Origin of the sequence: Bradyrhizobium commune (assembly GCF_015624505.1) — a bacterium.
GTDB classification, from domain to species: Bacteria; Pseudomonadota; Alphaproteobacteria; order Rhizobiales; family Xanthobacteraceae; genus Bradyrhizobium; species Bradyrhizobium commune.
The window spans coordinates 5,976,241-5,991,740 of the sequence record NZ_CP061379.1 but is presented as its reverse complement, the minus strand read 5'-3'; the positions used below and the strand labels follow the sequence as shown (position 1 = coordinate 5,991,740).

Genomic DNA, 15,500 nt, shown 5'->3' with positions numbered 1-15,500 from the left:
GCCGGGGTATCGCCCAGAGAGATAGGAAAAGCTGAATCGGATTTTCGACGAAGGCTGAATTTGTCGGCAATGTCCGGACATGGTGATTGCTTCGTTGCAACCGGACCTTGCATTGGACCGAACCCGGTCCGGGATCGCTCCGGCCTCAGGTGAGATGGGAGAGGTGGCGAAAGGGAGAGATGCGGCCGAGCAGGCTGAACCGGCGGCCGCCGTGGCGGGCTTGATCGCGGCTCGCCCGCCACATCCGGAAGGTGGCGCGGCGCTCGGCGAGCACGCCGGCGATGTCGCAGGCATTGGCGATGCGATCGATCGGCGCCATCGCAAGCCTCAGGACGGCGCGGCCGAGGCCCGTGGCGAGGGCGGTGGCGTCATCGACGAAGGTGGTGGCGATATCAACAACGAGGGTTTGCATTTTGCAAGTCTCCGAGTTAATTTGAACAATGTTCACGTGAGTAGCTTGAAAATGAACAATGTTCAAGAAAAATCGCTGCGCGATCAGAAAAAAAATCGGCGGCGGCTCCTGATCATGGAGATCGCCCGCGGCATTATCGCGTCCAAGGGACTGAGATCATTGAAGGTTCGGGATGTCGCGGACGCCGCCGGCTGTTCGGTTGGCAGCGTCTATAACGAGTTCGGGGACTTCGATGGCGTGATCCTGACCGTGAATCGGGAGACCGTTCAGGCCCTGACGGTCCGGTTGGCCGGGGTTCCGGCGGAAGATCCGGTACGCCAGCTCTATGGGCTTGCCGAGACCTATCTCGCCTTCTTCGCGGAGCACCCCAATTTGCTGCGGTCACTGTTCGAGCATCGGATGGAGGACGACCGACCGTATCCGGACGATATCCTTCAGATGGTGATGGACGCCTTCGCGCTGATGCATCCACCGCTGGAGCGGTTGCTGCCGGATGCGGATGATGTGCGGATCGCATTGCTGTCGCGCACGCTGTTTTCCGCCGTGCACGGCATCATCTCGCTCGGCCTCGAGGAGCGCATGGTGGCCGTGCCCTCCCAGATGCTGCGCCAGCAGGTCGAACAGTTTCTCGATGCGCACCTTGTCGGCCTCGGGATCCTGCCGGGCCGGTAACAGGGCGACGGGCGTCAGGCGCGCGCAGCTTCGCGCGGCCGTGCAACGATGACGACCTCGGGTCGTCCATGGTCGATCTGAACGCGGTTGCGTCCCTTTTCCTTGGCGCGATAGCAGGCGGCGTCGGCCCGACGCATCGCCTCCTCGAGCGTGGTGTTGCCGCCGGTGATGCAGGTGACGCCGATGCTGGCCGTCACCGCGAAGCAGCGATCCTCCCAGGCGAAGTTGAACAGCTCGAGCGACTTTCGCAGCCGTTCGGCGATGTCGACGGCGTCGTAAGGCGGACATTGCGGCAGGATCAGGCCGAATTCGTCGCCGCCAAGCCGGGCTACGAGATCATGTGGCCGCCGGTCCTGTTGCAGGAGATGTGCGACCTGGCCCAGCAGGCGGTCGCCCGCGAGATGGCCGCAGCTGTCGTTGACGCTCTTGAACTGGTCGAGGTCGAGCAGGATCAGGCTCAACGAATTTTCGCCGGCAGAGTCGAGCTCGCTTTGCAGACGCGCCTCGAAGGCCCGCCGGTTGGCAATGCCGGTCAGCCAATCGTGCGAGGCCTGAAAGGCGAGGCGCTCCTTCTCGGCATGGAGTGCGTCCTCGAACGCCTGTCGCTGGAGCACCAGTCGCCGCGTGTGCCAGATCAGCAGCAGGATCAGGGTCGCCGCGGTGACGATGTTCACGCAAGTCAGCGTCAGCTTGATGGCGCGCGAGCCTTCGCCGAGCACCGTCGAGAACCGCTCGGCATGCCCTGTGAACTGCCTGTTCAGCTCGGAGAGCCGCGACGACAGGAATTGCAGGCGCTCGCTGTCGCGAATCGGGCCGTCCTTCAGCTCGGAGCGGATCACCTCGCCGAAGATGCTCAGTTCAAGCAGCATGGGATCAGTGGCTGTCCACTCCCGGATCGCCTCCAGGAGGAAGCTGACACCGCTGAAATGACGGAACAGCCAGATCAGGCCGGGAACGTCGTCGGGATGGTTGCCGCCTTGCAGGAAGCCGATGCGCGCGATCTCGACGTCGACCGGATCGCGCTCGAGCGCCCAGCGGGCGTATTCGTCGCCGATGGGAACGGCGAGCGAGGTCTGGTATTGCGCAAACTGGCTCGCATCGCCCGAGCGCAGATAGAGGTTGAGGAAGTAGACCGCGTTCTTCTGCGAGCGCGACCACATCGCTTCGCCCGCGACATAGGCGCGGACCGAGGACATCACCTCGAGGCTGAATCCGGCGATCGCCGCCTGCAGCACGACGACTGCGACGAATGGCGAGACGAGCTTGATGACATGAAGGAAGTTGCGCCCATTCATGGACGTCGCGGTTCTGCGAAACACAAGGCGTTCCCCAAATCACTCAACGACCCCAGCGGAGTGGTCCGTTGATAACGCGAAGTAGGCGGGAACGCTGCTTAACTCGACCTGAAAACGTCGAGCGACCGTGTTGCAAGGTGAAAACGTTGTGAAACGGATTTGCGCAGATCGTTGCAAATGCACACGAGCCGGAACCCGCACGATATCCGCGCGCGGACGGTTCGAATCCATCCAGCGCGATTTACCCGAACGAGAGAATTGGCGCTAGACCAGCACCGGCTTGCGCACGCGGCCGGCGTCGCCGAACACCCGCAGATAGCGCTCGATCTCGGTTTGCATGCCGGTCGCCTTCTCCGGATTGTCGGAGAGCTTGACGGCCGGATGCCCGTCGACCGACGACACCTTGCAGACCAGCGAGATAGGATCGAGATTGAACGAGCCGTCCGGCGCGCAGCCGACGAAATCATTGGTGAGGTTGGTGCCCCAGCCGAACGAGAGCCGCACGCGGCCTGTGAAGTGGTGATAGGTCTCCTCGATCGAGCCGACATCCATCGCGTCGGAGAACACCAGCAGCTTTTCCCGGGGATTGCGGCCCTTCTTTTCCCACCAGGCCATGATCTCCTCGCCGGCCTGGATCGGCGGCGCGCTGTCGGGACGGAAGCCGGTCCAGTCGGCGACCCATTCCGGCGCATCGCGCAAAAAGGCCTTGGTGCCGAAGGCGTCGGGCAGCGCGATCAGGAGGTTGCCGCCATAGGTCTGGCGCCACTGGTCGAGGACGCGATAGGGCGCCCAGCGCAATTCCTCATCGTCCTTGGCCAGCGCAGCGGCCACCATCGGCAGCTCATGCGCATTGGTGCCGATCGCTTCGAGATCGTTGTCCATCGCGAGCAGCACGTTGGAGGTGCCGATGAACGACGAACCCAGGCCTTCCTTCACGGCTTCGACGCACCAGCGCTGCCAGAGAAAACCGTGGCGGCGGCGAGTGCCGAAATCGGACAGCCGCAAATTCTCGAGCTTGCGCAGCCGCTCCACCTTGGTCCACAGCTTGGCCTTGGCACGGGCAAACAGCACGTCGAGCTCGAAGCGGCCGCGGCCCTTCATCGCCGCGCGCGAGCGTAATTCGTTGAGGATGGCAAGCGCCGGGATCTCCCACATCGTGGTGTGGGTCCAGGGACCGTGGAAGTGTAATTCGTACTGGCCGTCGACCTTGTGCAGCTCGTATTCGGGCAGGCGGAATTCGGCGAGCCAGCGGATGAAGTCCGCCGAGAACATGTGGGTCTTGCCGTAGAAGGTGTTACCGGCAAGCCAGATCAGCTCCTTCTTGCCGAAGCGGATGGTGCGGGCATGGTCGAGCTGGGCGCGCAGCTCGCCCTCGTCGATGATCTCGGCGAGCCGCACATGGCGCGAGCGGTTGATGACCGAGAAGGTCACCTGCTGATCCGGGTAGGCCTCCCGAATCATTTGTAACATCAATAGCTTGTAAAAGTCGGTGTCGAGCAGGCTGCGGATGATGGGATCCAGCCGCCAGCTGTGATTGTAGGTCCGGCTCGCAATATCGGTCACTGTCATGGGGGAATTCTAGCGTGGCGGGCCTGGCGCAACCAGTGGGTTTGGCGGGGATCAGGCTTTCCCGCGGCCGGGGGCCCGCGCTCAAGCCGCCGCAGCCGACACCGCCACGCTCTCGAGCTGGGCTCTGATCCAGCGGTGCGCGGGATCCTTCTGATAGCGCTGGTGCCAGACCATGAACATCGGCAGCTCGGCGAGCGTCCGCGTGCGCGAGGCCAGCGGAATTGGCACCTGTGAAAATCCGTGCATGACACCGGACGCCAGCAGGCTCGGCATGCTCGCCAGCATCCGCGAGCCGCGCAGGAACGACGGCACGCCGGAGAAGCTCGGCACCGAGATCGCGATGTCGCGGTGGAAGCCGTTGGCCGCGAGCCGGCGGTCGAAGTCGAGCCGCTCATTGTCGGTATAGACCACAGTGACGTGGCGCGCCGCGAGATAGGCGCTGCGGCCGGCAGGCGCGGGACGCGCCTTGGGATCGTAGTAGCAGACGTAATGATCCCGCAGCAGGCGCTTCTGCACGATGTCGACGCCGGACGGCGGCAGCGGCGTGATCAGGAGATCGCAGCGGTTTTCGCGCAGCATCGCGGGCGTGGGCGATTGCGAGGGGATCACGCGCAGGTTCAGGCTCTTCACTTGCGCCGCGACATGGTCGAAGAACCGTGGCAGCAAGAGGTCGCGCTGGAAATCATTGGCGGCGACCGTGAGCGAGAGCTGCGCGAGCTTCGGCTCGAAGGTGACGCCGCCGGCAAAGCTGCGCATCTCGTCGATCAGCGCGCGCGCCTTGGCGGCCAGCGCCTGGGCGTGGGAGGTCGCGACGATGCCGCGGCCGGATTTGGCGAACAGCGGATTGCGGGCGATCCGCCGCAGCTTGTTCAGTCCGTGGCTGACCGCGGATTGCGTCAGGCCGAGACGGGTGGCGGCCGCCGTCACCGAGCCTTCCTCCAGCACGGCGAGGAACAGTTCGAGGGCGTGGCCGTCGAGCGCCAAATGATCGATTTCTCTCATGCAATTCATTATAATCGATCTATTTATCCGTGGAATAGACCGCCGCATAATCTCCCGATAAGCCGCGCGCCCGGAACCGGCGCAGCACAGGGAGAGACAACGCCGATGCATGCCCAGGCGCCAGCCTTAAGGGATCCCCGCCTCAACCGCCCCGAGCCGTTCAGGCTAAGCGACGGCGGCTTCTTCCAGCGCGACCGCTCGATCCATCCGCCGGCGCACGCGCCCGGCTACAAATCCTCGGTGCTGCGCTCGCCGCGCCAGGCGCTGCTGTCGATCGAGAATTCGGTGTCGGAGATCACCGGGCCGGTGTTCGGCCACGACGATCTCGGTCCGCTCGACAACGATCTGATCCGCAACTACGCCAAGGACGGCGATCCCGTCGGCGAACGCATCATCGTCCACGGCCGCGTGCTCGACGAGACCGGGCGCGGCGTGCCGAACACGCTGGTCGAGTTCTGGCAGGCCAATGCCGGCGGCCGCTATCGGCACAGGAAGGACACGTATCTGGCGCCGATCGATCCGAATTTCGGCGGCTGCGGCCGCGCGCTGACGGACGACACCGGCTATTATTACTTCCGCACCGTGAAGCCCGGTCCCTATCCCTGGCGCAACTTCGTCAACAGCTGGCGCCCCGCCCACATCCACTTCTCGGTGTTCGGCTCGGGCTTCGTGCAGCGGCTGATCACGCAGATGTACTTTGAGGGCGATCCGCTGATCCCGGTCTGCCCGATCCTGACCACCATCCCGGACAAGGACGCGCTGGAGCGCCTGGTGGCGCCGCTCGATCTCAATGCGTCGACGCCGTTCGACTCGCTCGCCTACCGCTTCGACATCGTGCTGCGTGGCCAGCGCTCCACCTATTTCGAAAATCGTCCCGAAGGGAACTGAGCCAAGGATTTTGAATCATGCCGCAGCCGCTCAACTATCTCAAGGAAACCGCGTCGCAGACCGCCGGGCCCTACGTCCATATCGGCCTGATCCCGGCGATGGCCGGCTTCGACATCTTCGAGAAGAATTTTTCCAACGTGCTGGTGACGCCGAACACCAAGGGCGAGCGCATCACACTTGAAGGCTGGGTGATCGACGGCAGCGGCACGCCGCTGCGCGACGTGCTGCTCGAGATCTGGCAGGCCAATGCGGCCGGCCGCTACAGCCATCCGGCCGATCGCTCGGCTGGCGCGCTGGACCAGGAGTTTCGCGGCTGGGGCCGCGCAGGCTCGGATTTCGAGACCGGGCTGGTGACGTTCGAGACCATCAAGCCTGGCGCGATCATCGACACGGCTGGCCGGAGATGTGCGCCTTATGTCAACATCTGGATCGTCGCGCGCGGCATCAATATCGGCCTCAACACCCGGCTCTATTTCTCCGACGAGGAAGCCGCCAACGCGGCCGATCCCGTGCTCAATTTGGTCGAGCCGCCGGCGCGTCGCAAGACGCTGATCGCCACTCGCGGCGAGCGGGCCGGCAAGATCGTGTATTCCTTCACGATCAATTTGCAGGGGCCGGACGAGACGGTGTTCTTCGACGTCTAGCGGGGCGATTGCCCGACGAAGCCGGCCGGGCGTCAGCGCCTGCGGTGCCGCGCGGGAACGAGCGCGGCAGGCTCCTCGCGCGGAGCCGCGCCATCTTTGGGCGGCGCGTGTGCGTCTGGCTCGACGCGCAACAGAAGCGTGACCGCCCGATCTTCGCTTTCGAAGCGGGCGTCACTTGGGCTCACTGCGCGCAAAACCCAGCCGTTGTGGTTTTCTCCAACCGCAAGGCGCGTGGGCTGTTGCGATGTTTCGTCGAGAAAGACGCCGAGACGAAGCGCGCCGCCGGAGATCGTCCCGACCAATTTGAGGTTCGGCCGTTGCGGCGCGCTCTGCCTCACGGGTTCGGGCGCTGCCGCGGGTCCAGGGATAGGGGCCGGCGTCAGCGAGGGCGGACGTCGGAGGGCGGTGAAGATTGGTCGCTGGATCGTCTCGGCCAACGAGCCGATCGGCACGCCCCAGAGCGGATTGCCCTGCGGCCGCGTCTCCGCGGGCGACGCATCTTCGGGAGGAAGCCGCTTCAAGGCGGGCAATTCCGGATCAGTCTTTTCAAGCCCGGCGTCGAACGCTCCGCGCGCGCGGGCGCCGAACAGCCCGCCGGCAATGCCGACAAATGCCAACGTCAAAAGTGCGATGCCGCGGCCACCCATGCGATGACCAAACCTCCAATGAGCCTGCCCGCGAGCGTCGCGGGCAGGTAACGATGCGGGTGACGTTCAGAGCGAGCGCAGGAAGTCCAGGATGGCCTGCTTGTCGGAGATCTGCAGATTGCTGAATGCTCCGATGACTGCGTTGGCCTCCGATCCGTTCGAACGATGCGCCCTGATTGCGTCGACCAGGTCGCTGGTTCGCCCGTCATGCAGGAAGAAGATGCGCTGACCGACGCCCCACAGCGGCGTGGTCCGGAATTCGCTCGGACCGGCCTGACCCTGGCTGACACCATCCGCGAGGCCCGCGCCCATGTCGTGCAAGAGCAGGTCCGAGAACAGGTTGACGGGCCGGTTCTGCAGCACTGCGCTGTTCATCACCGGCGCCGTCTGCATCGTCGGCGTATGACAGAGCGCGCAGCCGACATCGCTGAACAACTGCCTGCCACGAATGGCACTGGGACTCGGGTTCGGCGCAGGCTGCGGACCGTCCGTGAAACGCATCAGCAAGGTGAATTGCATCCAATCCGCGAGAACATGCAGCGGATTGAAGAAAGACTGGTTGATCTCGTCGTCGGAATCCATACGCGTGACGTCGTTCGGTTCCGGCTTGTTGGGACCGTTGCACGCCGGATCCTCCTCGGTCGCAGTGGGAAACAACTCATTGGTGATGCCCATTTCGACGTTGTAGGCCTCGCCCGAGAACATGGTGAGCGACTTGTTCTGCGCTTTCCAGCCGAAGCGGGTGATGGTGCCATCATTGCCGCTGCGATTGGGTCGGCCGGCGATACCCAATGCCGTTCGCGCGCCCTGCGTCGCCGCTTGGCGCGCAAGGATTTCGCGATCCTGGATCGAGTCGATCAGACCGAGACCGGTCATCTGCAAGGGAATCCGGAACGCGAGGTTGTTCTGCCGCAGCTGCTTTTCGAAATTCGGCTGGGTCAACGAACAATTCGGAATCGTTGGATCGTTGCTGATGCCCTTGACCGTCCAGAGTTGATGCACGCCGCCATCCGCTATGAGCGCGCCGTTGCTGTCGCGAATGAAATCGCCGTTGGCATCGACCTTGTGGATGAACCGCACCTCCCGGATCGGCCCGTACCGCTCTTCAAAAGAAGGAACGATGTTCTGCTTGCCGAAGCGGTGCGGGATCAGATCGAATTGCGGATTCTCTGGTGGCCGGGCAGCTCCTGGCCCGAATTTCGCGAGATCGACCGGATTGGGAACCAGGAAGCCGCCGGATCCGCCCAATGTCGGCTGAAAGTGGCACCCGAAGCACTGGTCGGCATTGTGGCGTGCACCGAGCCCGTTCGAATTGGTGGTGAACTGCGGAAAAATCGGGTCGAGCTCCTTGAGCCCGTTGATCGGATTTTTCGGCGCGGGTGAGCCGTCGGTCACCATCGCGCAGTTATCGCAGCTTGATTCCAACTGCCCGGCGCGGAGGATGCCTTCGTAGAACGATCGCTTCTCATTGTCGCTGATCTGGGTATTGCCGTTCCTGACGATGAGCGGCGGCACGGGAATCTTGATGCCTTGGGCCTGAAGCCCGCCTCCCGTGTTTTGCAGGCCGCCGCGCACTCCGGGGTCTCGTTGAGCGAAGCTGTGATCGGTGAGCAGGAGAACGATGCTTGCAGCCAAAAGAATGCGAGAAAAATACGAGGGCATGGTGATGATCCCTTCAAAAGAATGCAAAATTCGTCCCGCGATCGTTTTGGCGCGATCGCGACGGAGCCTCCTTGTCGTTGGTTAGGTGATGTCAGCGCCTTAAATCGCCGCCGCCGCGGCCGGCCAGCCCTTGCGCTGGGATGCTGAAAATCACCGTCTCAAGCGTATCACTTCGAAAGCAGCATCCTGAGTGCGGGGCACGCCCGTGTATTCATTCGTTTGAATGAGTGCGACTTTTTTTCGGGAATATTTCGTCCGGTCATCCGATCCAGTCGGTCAGAGCGAATTTTGTCTCCCGCGGAGTGACCCATGGGCGAGGACGAAAAGTTGCGAGAGCTGATAGGATGTATTTACGATTGTGCTGTCGCGCCGGCGAACTGGTCGGCGACGCTGAAACAGGTGGTCGCTTATATAGGCGGCGAAGCAGCTGCGATCTCGACGCAAAGTCCCTACAGGCGACAGTTTCACCTGATCTCGCAATGGGGGATTAGCCCGGATTTTCAGAGGAGTATGACGGAGAGCACCGCGATCAACCCGATGATATCGATGGGTTGGCTGGTCGGCATCGACGAACCCTTCTCCGGCGAGGACGCTCTTGGGCGGGAGAATTATCTGAAGAGCCGGTTCTATAATGAGGTGATCGCGCCGAGCGGCTACTACGATACCGCATTGACCGTTCTCACACGCAAGGTGGATCACTTCAGCAGCCTGTCGGTGCCGTGCGAGCGTCCGATCTCCGATGTCATACTGGAACGGCTGCGTATCGTTGCTCCGCATGTCCGGCGCGCCGTGGGCATTGCAGAGCTGCTCGACGTGCCGTCGCAACAGAGCAATACGTTGTCCGCGGCGTTCGACCTGCTCAGGATCGGTGTCATCCTGGTGGATGGCAGATCCCGCATTGTTCATGCCAATTCTGCCGGCCGCCGGCTCCTTGATCAGCGTAATGCGATAAGACGCGACGGCGACTGCCTTGCGTGCTGCGATCCCCGGACGAACGCCGAACTGATGCGGACGATCGAGCGCGTGACGCTTGGGGATGCGATCGAGTCTGTCCGGCCGGCAGCGGTGCTTCCGATTGGCCGGGCGGATGGTGGCGACCTCGCTGCCTGGATCCTGCCGCTCGACGGGCGGGTGCGCGGCGACCTCGCGGCTTCTTCAGGCGCATCGGTTGCGGTGTTTATTCAATCGCTTGGCGATGTGCAGGCGTTGCCGGACGAATTGTTCGAGAAACGGTTTGGAATTTCTCCCGCTGAGTGCCGGGTGCTCGCCATGTTGACTCAGGGAATGACCGTGAAGGAGACGGCAATTGTGCTCGGCATTTCCGAGCCGACGACGCGAACCCATCTGCAAAAGCTCTTGCAGAAAACCGGTACTGACCGTCAGGCGACACTGATCAGGCTTGCCATGACAGCGTTCGCCCCCGCCGAGCCGGTCGTGCGTGAGAAAGCGGGGCGCGCAGACTAGCCGCCGCGCGCCGCCGCATCGGTGGATGAAGCCGATCCCGTTGTCCGAGGCAGGCCTTCGCGCTCAGAGCAATAGGCCGCTAGAAGCCGGTCGGTCCGACCGCACCGATCCAGTGCTTGACCTTGGTGGGATCCTTTTCGTCCATATAGAAGAAATGGACCATCGTCGGTCGCACGGACGCGATGTTGGGATCGTCGAAGCGCATCGAGACTTCGCCGCGAAAGATCTTGAGCAGCGGGCTGTCCCAGAACTCGATGACGTCGTGAAGCGCGGTGAAGCCGCGGTCGATGAATTGCCGCAGATTGTTGCGGATTGCCTCGCGGCCGTGCCAGTCGGCGACGCCGAGATTGCAGATCGCGTCTTCGGCGAAGCAGTCAAAGCCCTTGCCGAACGTCTTGTCGTCGATTTCCTTCCACATCGCGAGAAGCCATTCGGGCGGCGCGGTCCTGGTGAAGGTTTTCGTGCTCATGATGTCCTCCTTCGGTTGGTCGATATGAGCGTCGTGAATCAGAGATTGGAGGCGGCGATCCCGAGCCTCGCCGCGACGCGCCGGGCCGTTGCCTCCCGCTGCGCGGTGATGGCGGCCACCGCCCTCTTCGCCTGGTCGAGGATCGGGCCGGCGGCGCGCTCCGGCGTGCCGCTGTCGAACGGCGGCTCCGGCGCGTACTGCATGTAGAGCTGGATTGCGCGCGCGACGTCGTCGCCGCGGAGCTCGGCTGCGAGCCGCAGCGCGCCGTCAATTCCGGCCGTGACACCGGCAGCGAAGACCCAATTGCCGTCGACGACGACCCGTTCGTTGACGGGAATGGCGCCGAACAACGGCAGCAGGTGAAACGAAGCCCAATGGGTCGTTGCCCGGCGTCCGCGCAACAGTCCTGCGGCGCCGAGCAGCAAGGCGCCCGTGCAGACGGAGAAAACGTGGCCGGCGCCTGCGACCTGCCTCTCGATCCAGGCCAGGATCTCCTCGTCCTCCATCATGGCTTCCTGGCCGAAGCCGCCCGGCACATGAAGCACGTCGAGCCGGGGCGCCTCGACGAGCGTCGCATCCGGCGTCAGCTGCAAGCCTTTAACGTCGCGAACGGGGGTGGTCGTTTTTGCATAGACGCGATAGGTCGCGTTGGGGATGCGCGACAGCACCTCGAAGGGGCCGGTGAGATCGATCTGGTCGAGGCCGTCGAACAGCAGGGATCCGATTTGCAAATGGGTCTCGGGCGGGATCATGGTTTTGCTCTCAACTCGATGCTGGACAGCGGCAATCTAACCGGGCACGCTATGGCGCAAATGCCAAAGACCCCTCGTTTCTCGCCAAGTTCCGGTTCGCGTGCCGCGCAGGCCGGTTCAACCCGCGTGATCGAGGTGCTGGCCTATCCGTCGGTGCAGCTGCTCGACGTCACGGGACCGCTCCAGGTGTTTGCGACCGCGAACGAGCAGATCGTGGAGGCCGGGGGGACGCCGCCTTATGCCCTTCGCGTGGTGGCAAAAGATCGCACGCAGGTGGCGGCGTCGTCGGGATTGGAAATCACGACGGAGCCGCTGCCGCGCAGTTCCAGCGCGCTGGATACGCTGCTGGTCGCGGGCGGTCCGGGCGTTGACCTCGCAGCGTCGGATCCGGCGTTGCTGGATTGGTTGCGGCAACGCGCGAAGAAGGCGCGACGGGTTGCGTCGGTTTGCACGGGCGCATTCCTGCTCGGAGCATCAGGCGCGCTCGACGGGCGGCGCGCGGTGACCCATTGGTCCTACTGCGCCGATCTCGCGCGACGCTTCCCCGCCATACGCGTCGAGGCCGATCCGATCTTCGTGCGCGACGGGGCCATCTGGACCTCGGCCGGGGTCACTGCCGGCATCGACCTGGCGCTGGCCCTGGTGGAGGAGGATCTCGGCCGCACCACGGCGCTGGCGGTGGCGCGCTATCTCGTCGTCTTCCTCAAGCGGCCGGGCGGCCAGGCGCAGTTCAGCGAGGCGCTGTCGCTGCAATCGGCCGAGGACGAATTCGGCGCGCTGCACGACTGGATCAACAAGCATCTCGCCGGCGATCTCTCCCTGTCGCGACTGGCCCATCAGGCCGGCATGAGCGAGCGCAGCTTCAGCCGCCATTATGCCAAGGCCACCGGGCTGACACCGCTGCGTGCGATCGAGCGGCTGCGGGTCGAGGCGGCCCGGCGGATGCTGTCGGAAACGCGCCTGCCGGCGAAGCGGATCTCCCAGCGCTGCGGCTTCGGCTCCGAGGAAACCATGCGCCGCAGCTTCCTTCGCGTGCTCGCCACTTCACCGCAGGACTATCGCCGCCGCTTCGGTTCCTGAGTGAGACCAAAGTCTAGGCAAGCGGCCGCCGCCGGTGAGGAACCAAATTGGGTCATGCTTCTTGCTTCGACAGGTCCCTCGCGGAGGGTTTGCCATGAGCAAGCTGCAAGAACGCGAAACTGCCCCTGACGTCTACAACTTGTTTCTGGCCGCCGTTCTCTTCATATCGCCGTGGCTGTTCAAGCTGACCAACAGCCGGGGCAAGATCGACCTCTGGGTCACCAGCGCGATCATTGTCGTGCTGTCGCTGGCGGCTATTATTGCTTACCGGGATGGGAGGAGTGGATCAACGTCCTGATGGGCGTCTGGCTCATCGCCTCGCCCTGGTTGCTCGGATTTCCTCATACGCGGGCGATGCATCTGAGCATCGGATTCGGGATCGTCATCGTGCTTCTGGCGCTGCTTGATCTCTTCCTGCATTACGAGAAGAGGCATCCGGAGGATATGCCCGCGAAGTCTGGACGGGAGACGGCGCACCAGTAACGCGCGGTTGACTATTGTGGATGGGGGCCGGTCGACCCGGCCCCCATCCGTTACTCCACGATTGCGGTCACGACACCGGCACCGACGGTGCGGTTGCCTTCACGGATCGCGAAGCGCGACCGCTCTTCGAGGGCGATCGCCTTGTTGAGCTCGATCGTGAGCTCGGCGCTGTCGCCCGGCATGATCATCTCGACGCCATCGCCGAGCTGGACCGTGCCGGTGACGTCCGCCGTGCGGAAGTAGAACTGCGGACGGTAGTTCCCGAAGAAGGGCGTGTGCCGCCCGCCTTCGTCCTTCGTCAGCACGTACACCTCCGCCCGGAAGGCCCGGTGCGGCTTCGCAGCACCCGGCCGCGACAGCACCTGACCCCGCTGCACCGCCTCCCGGTCGATCCCGCGCAGCAGACAGCCGACATTGTCGCCGGCCTGCCCCTGCTCGAGGATCTTCCGGTAGGTCTCGATGCCCGTCACCACCGACTTGCGCGTCTCGCCGAGACCGACGATCTCGACCTCGTCGCCGAGCTTGACGGTGCCGCGCTCGATCAGCCCGGTCACGACGGTGCCGCGGCCGGAGATCGACTGAACGCCCTCGATCGGCATCAGGAACGGACGATCCTTCGGCCGCTCGGGCACCTCGATGAAACTATCGAGCGCCTCGAACAGCTTCAGGATGGCCTGATCCGCCAGCGGACCGGTCTCGCCCCGCAGCGCCTGGATCGCCGAGCCGCGAATGACCGGCGCGTTGTCCCCGTCGTAAGCATACTTCGACAGGAGATCACGCACCTCGATCTCGACGAGATCGACGAGCTCAGGGTCATCCGCGACATCGCACTTGTTCAGGAACACCACGATGCGCGGCACGCCGACCTGCCGCGCCAGCAGGATATGCTCGCGCGTCTGCGGCATCGGCCCGTCCGCGGCGGAGACGACCAGGATCGCGCCGTCCATCTGCGCCGCGCCGGTGATCATGTTCTTCACATAATCGGCGTGGCCCGGACAGTCGACGTGCGAGTAGTGCCGCGCCGCCGTCGAAAACTCGACGTGGCTCGTCGCAATCGTCAGGATCTTGGAATCGTCACGCGTACCTTGCGCAGCCGATGCCTTGGCGACGTCCTGATAGGAGACGAACGCGCCCCAGCCGTAATCGGCCGAGACCTTCGTCAGCGCCGCCGTCAGCGTCGTCTTGCCGTGGTCCACATGGCCGATCGTGCCCACGTTGCAGTTGGGCTTGAGGCGAGTGAACTTCTCTTTGGACATAGGACACCTGTGGTGCTCGAGCTCCCGTGCTGGTTTGCACGACTCGGGGCACCGCGAGAGCTCGTTCGGCACCCGGAGCCGTATCCGCTCCGGGCCGCTTCGATTGTCAGGTGTGACGTTCGTTCAGGCGCAAAGCAGATCCACGGCGGACGAGGGCATTAGCCCTCCCGTCATCATCAGCACTGATGCTTGCTGTGACTGCCGCATTGTCGGTTGCCTGATTGCAAAGTGAGGCGCGTACATAAGGGATGGCTGCACCTTTTGCAAGGGGCAGCCTGCCGCCGCTACTCCCCGCCGTGAAGCTGCTCGCGAAAAGCGCGCGGCGACAGGCCGGTGGCGGCGGCGTAGACGCGGCTGAAATAGGCGGGATCCTCGAAACCCAGCGCGTAGGCGATCGTCGAGACCGGCAGGTTGGTATAGACGAGGTTGCGGCGCGCCTCGCGGATCAGCCGGTTCAGGATCAGATGCGAGGCGGTGTCGCCGGTCGCCGCGCGTGTCACGCGGTTGAGATGGGTCGGCGTGATCGACAGCGCGCCCGCGTAGTCGGCAACGGTCCAGCGCGCCAGATGGTGCTCTTCGAGCAGCGCCTCGAAGCGGCGGAACAGACCGGATTCCGCCGCGCCGTTGCCGCCGTTCTCGTTCGTGAGCGCCCGCGCGACGAGGCCGATCATGGCCGCCGACAATGCACGCAGCACATGGGCGCGGCCGAAATGGCGCGCGGCGTGCTCGGCAAAGATCTGCTTCATGGTGGCGCGGATCTGCGGCGTGCCGCGGACCACGGCCGAGCGCGACAGCGCGCCGCGCAGGCCCTCGGCGGCGAGCAGCGCCTCGTCGAGGATTTCGGCGGCGATGGTCAGCACCCAGCCCTGCGTGCCGGGCACGAAACGGAAGCCGTGGACATGGCCGACCGGCACGTTGACGATCTGCATCGGCTTGAGCGGCTCCACGCGCCCCTCGAGCGTTGCTTCGCCGCCACCGCGTTCGATCAAGAGCACCTGGTGCAGCCGGGCATGCCGATGCACGGCGAGCGTCCAGTCGTGCAGCACCGAGCGGGACGCGATCGTCTCGCAATGCACGACGTCGGGCAGATCGCCGGACTCGCCGAACAGATTGTAGACCCGGATCGCCGGGGCGGAGGCTGCGCTTCTCATGTTCGAATTGTACAAGACAATGGCGAAAGCCTCCATCGGTCTGGGTAGCGGAAT

The 15,500-nt window shown here is 64.0% G+C and carries 17 protein-coding genes; 7 read left to right on the top strand and 10 right to left on the bottom strand.

Annotated elements, in window-relative coordinates:
• Nucleotides 1–145 precede the first annotated feature (145 nt).
• Nucleotides 146–412, bottom strand: coding sequence for a hypothetical protein (locus IC761_RS36205; protein ID WP_368367072.1), 267 nt, complete (start codon nt 410–412; stop codon nt 146–148).
• A 51-nt stretch (nt 413–463) separates the two neighbouring features.
• Between IC761_RS36205 and IC761_RS28115 the strand changes: the two genes are divergently transcribed.
• On the top strand, nt 464–1,084 hold the full coding sequence (locus IC761_RS28115; RefSeq protein WP_195804794.1) for a TetR/AcrR family transcriptional regulator: 621 nt from the start codon (nt 464–466) through the stop codon (nt 1,082–1,084).
• A 14-nt stretch (nt 1,085–1,098) separates the two neighbouring features.
• Here IC761_RS28115 and IC761_RS28110 read toward each other — a convergent pair whose 3' ends face one another.
• The 3 genes from IC761_RS28110 to IC761_RS28100 all read right to left on the bottom strand — a co-directional run bounded on the left by IC761_RS28110 (nt 1,099) and on the right by IC761_RS28100 (nt 4,959).
• Entirely contained in the window at nt 1,099–2,403 is a 1,305-nt protein-coding gene (locus tag IC761_RS28110; RefSeq protein ID WP_195799923.1) for a GGDEF domain-containing protein, read from the bottom strand.
• Nucleotides 2,404–2,643: 240 nt separating this feature from the next.
• The gene (pncB, locus tag IC761_RS28105; protein ID WP_195799922.1) at nt 2,644–3,948 is read right to left on the bottom strand and encodes a nicotinate phosphoribosyltransferase; all 1,305 of its coding nucleotides are present in this window, start codon (nt 3,946–3,948) and stop codon (nt 2,644–2,646) included.
• An 81-nt stretch (nt 3,949–4,029) separates the two neighbouring features.
• Nucleotides 4,030–4,959, bottom strand: a complete 930-nt coding sequence (locus IC761_RS28100) for a LysR family transcriptional regulator (protein ID WP_195799921.1) — start codon at nt 4,957–4,959, stop codon at nt 4,030–4,032.
• A gap of 96 nt (nt 4,960–5,055) precedes the next feature.
• On the opposite strand from IC761_RS28100, the gene pcaH reads away from it, so the two are divergent.
• Complete coding sequence (pcaH, locus tag IC761_RS28095) at nt 5,056–5,838, top strand: protocatechuate 3,4-dioxygenase subunit beta (RefSeq protein WP_195799920.1); 783 nt, start codon at nt 5,056–5,058, stop codon at nt 5,836–5,838.
• Between the two features lie 17 nt (nt 5,839–5,855).
• Complete coding sequence (gene pcaG / locus IC761_RS28090) at nt 5,856–6,482, top strand: protocatechuate 3,4-dioxygenase subunit alpha (protein WP_195799919.1); 627 nt, start codon at nt 5,856–5,858, stop codon at nt 6,480–6,482.
• A gap of 32 nt (nt 6,483–6,514) precedes the next feature.
• On the opposite strand, the gene IC761_RS28085 is transcribed toward pcaG, so the two are convergent.
• Together IC761_RS28085 and IC761_RS28080 are read right to left on the bottom strand one after the other, a co-directional pair.
• Nucleotides 6,515–7,129 carry a general secretion pathway protein GspN gene (locus tag IC761_RS28085; protein WP_195799918.1) on the bottom strand — a complete coding sequence of 205 codons (615 nt, stop codon included), beginning with the start codon at nt 7,127–7,129 and terminating at the stop codon, nt 6,515–6,517.
• Between the two features lie 66 nt (nt 7,130–7,195).
• The gene (locus IC761_RS28080; RefSeq protein WP_195799917.1) at nt 7,196–8,791 is read right to left on the bottom strand and encodes a di-heme oxidoredictase family protein; all 1,596 of its coding nucleotides are present in this window, start codon (nt 8,789–8,791) and stop codon (nt 7,196–7,198) included.
• A gap of 309 nt (nt 8,792–9,100) precedes the next feature.
• Here IC761_RS28080 and IC761_RS28075 point away from each other — a divergent pair, with 309 nt between their 5' ends.
• Nucleotides 9,101–10,255, top strand: a complete 1,155-nt coding sequence (locus tag IC761_RS28075; protein ID WP_195799916.1) for a helix-turn-helix transcriptional regulator — start codon at nt 9,101–9,103, stop codon at nt 10,253–10,255.
• A gap of 79 nt (nt 10,256–10,334) precedes the next feature.
• Here IC761_RS28075 and IC761_RS28070 read toward each other — a convergent pair whose 3' ends face one another.
• The gene (locus IC761_RS28070) at nt 10,335–10,724 is read right to left on the bottom strand and encodes a nuclear transport factor 2 family protein (RefSeq protein ID WP_195799915.1); all 390 of its coding nucleotides are present in this window, start codon (nt 10,722–10,724) and stop codon (nt 10,335–10,337) included.
• A 38-nt stretch (nt 10,725–10,762) separates the two neighbouring features.
• Complete coding sequence (locus IC761_RS28065) at nt 10,763–11,476, bottom strand: DJ-1/PfpI family protein (protein ID WP_195799914.1); 714 nt, start codon at nt 11,474–11,476, stop codon at nt 10,763–10,765.
• A 60-nt stretch (nt 11,477–11,536) separates the two neighbouring features.
• On the opposite strand from IC761_RS28065, the gene IC761_RS28060 reads away from it, so the two are divergent.
• The 3 genes from IC761_RS28060 (at nt 11,537) to IC761_RS35970 (ending at nt 13,039) form a co-directional block, all read left to right on the top strand.
• On the top strand, nt 11,537–12,556 hold the full coding sequence (locus tag IC761_RS28060; protein ID WP_210338486.1) for a GlxA family transcriptional regulator: 1,020 nt from the start codon (nt 11,537–11,539) through the stop codon (nt 12,554–12,556).
• A gap of 94 nt (nt 12,557–12,650) precedes the next feature.
• Nucleotides 12,651–12,854 (top strand): hypothetical protein, encoded by a 204-nt coding sequence (locus IC761_RS35975; protein ID WP_246791346.1) that lies wholly within the window; start codon nt 12,651–12,653, stop codon nt 12,852–12,854.
• Nucleotides 12,854–13,039: an SPW repeat protein gene (locus IC761_RS35970; RefSeq protein WP_246791345.1), complete on the top strand. Its 186-nt coding sequence runs from the start codon at nt 12,854–12,856 to the stop codon at nt 13,037–13,039. The genes IC761_RS35975 and IC761_RS35970 overlap by 1 nt, the downstream gene beginning before the upstream one ends.
• 50 nt (nt 13,040–13,089) lie before the next feature.
• Here the strand turns inward: IC761_RS35970 and tuf are convergent, their stop codons facing one another.
• Together tuf and IC761_RS28045 are read right to left on the bottom strand one after the other, a co-directional pair.
• Entirely contained in the window at nt 13,090–14,295 is a 1,206-nt protein-coding gene (gene tuf, locus IC761_RS28050) for an elongation factor Tu (protein WP_195799912.1), read from the bottom strand.
• 284 nt (nt 14,296–14,579) lie between these two features.
• Nucleotides 14,580–15,482, bottom strand: a complete 903-nt coding sequence (locus tag IC761_RS28045) for a helix-turn-helix domain-containing protein (RefSeq protein WP_195799911.1) — start codon at nt 15,480–15,482, stop codon at nt 14,580–14,582.
• Between the last annotated feature and the right edge of the window lie 18 nt (nt 15,483–15,500).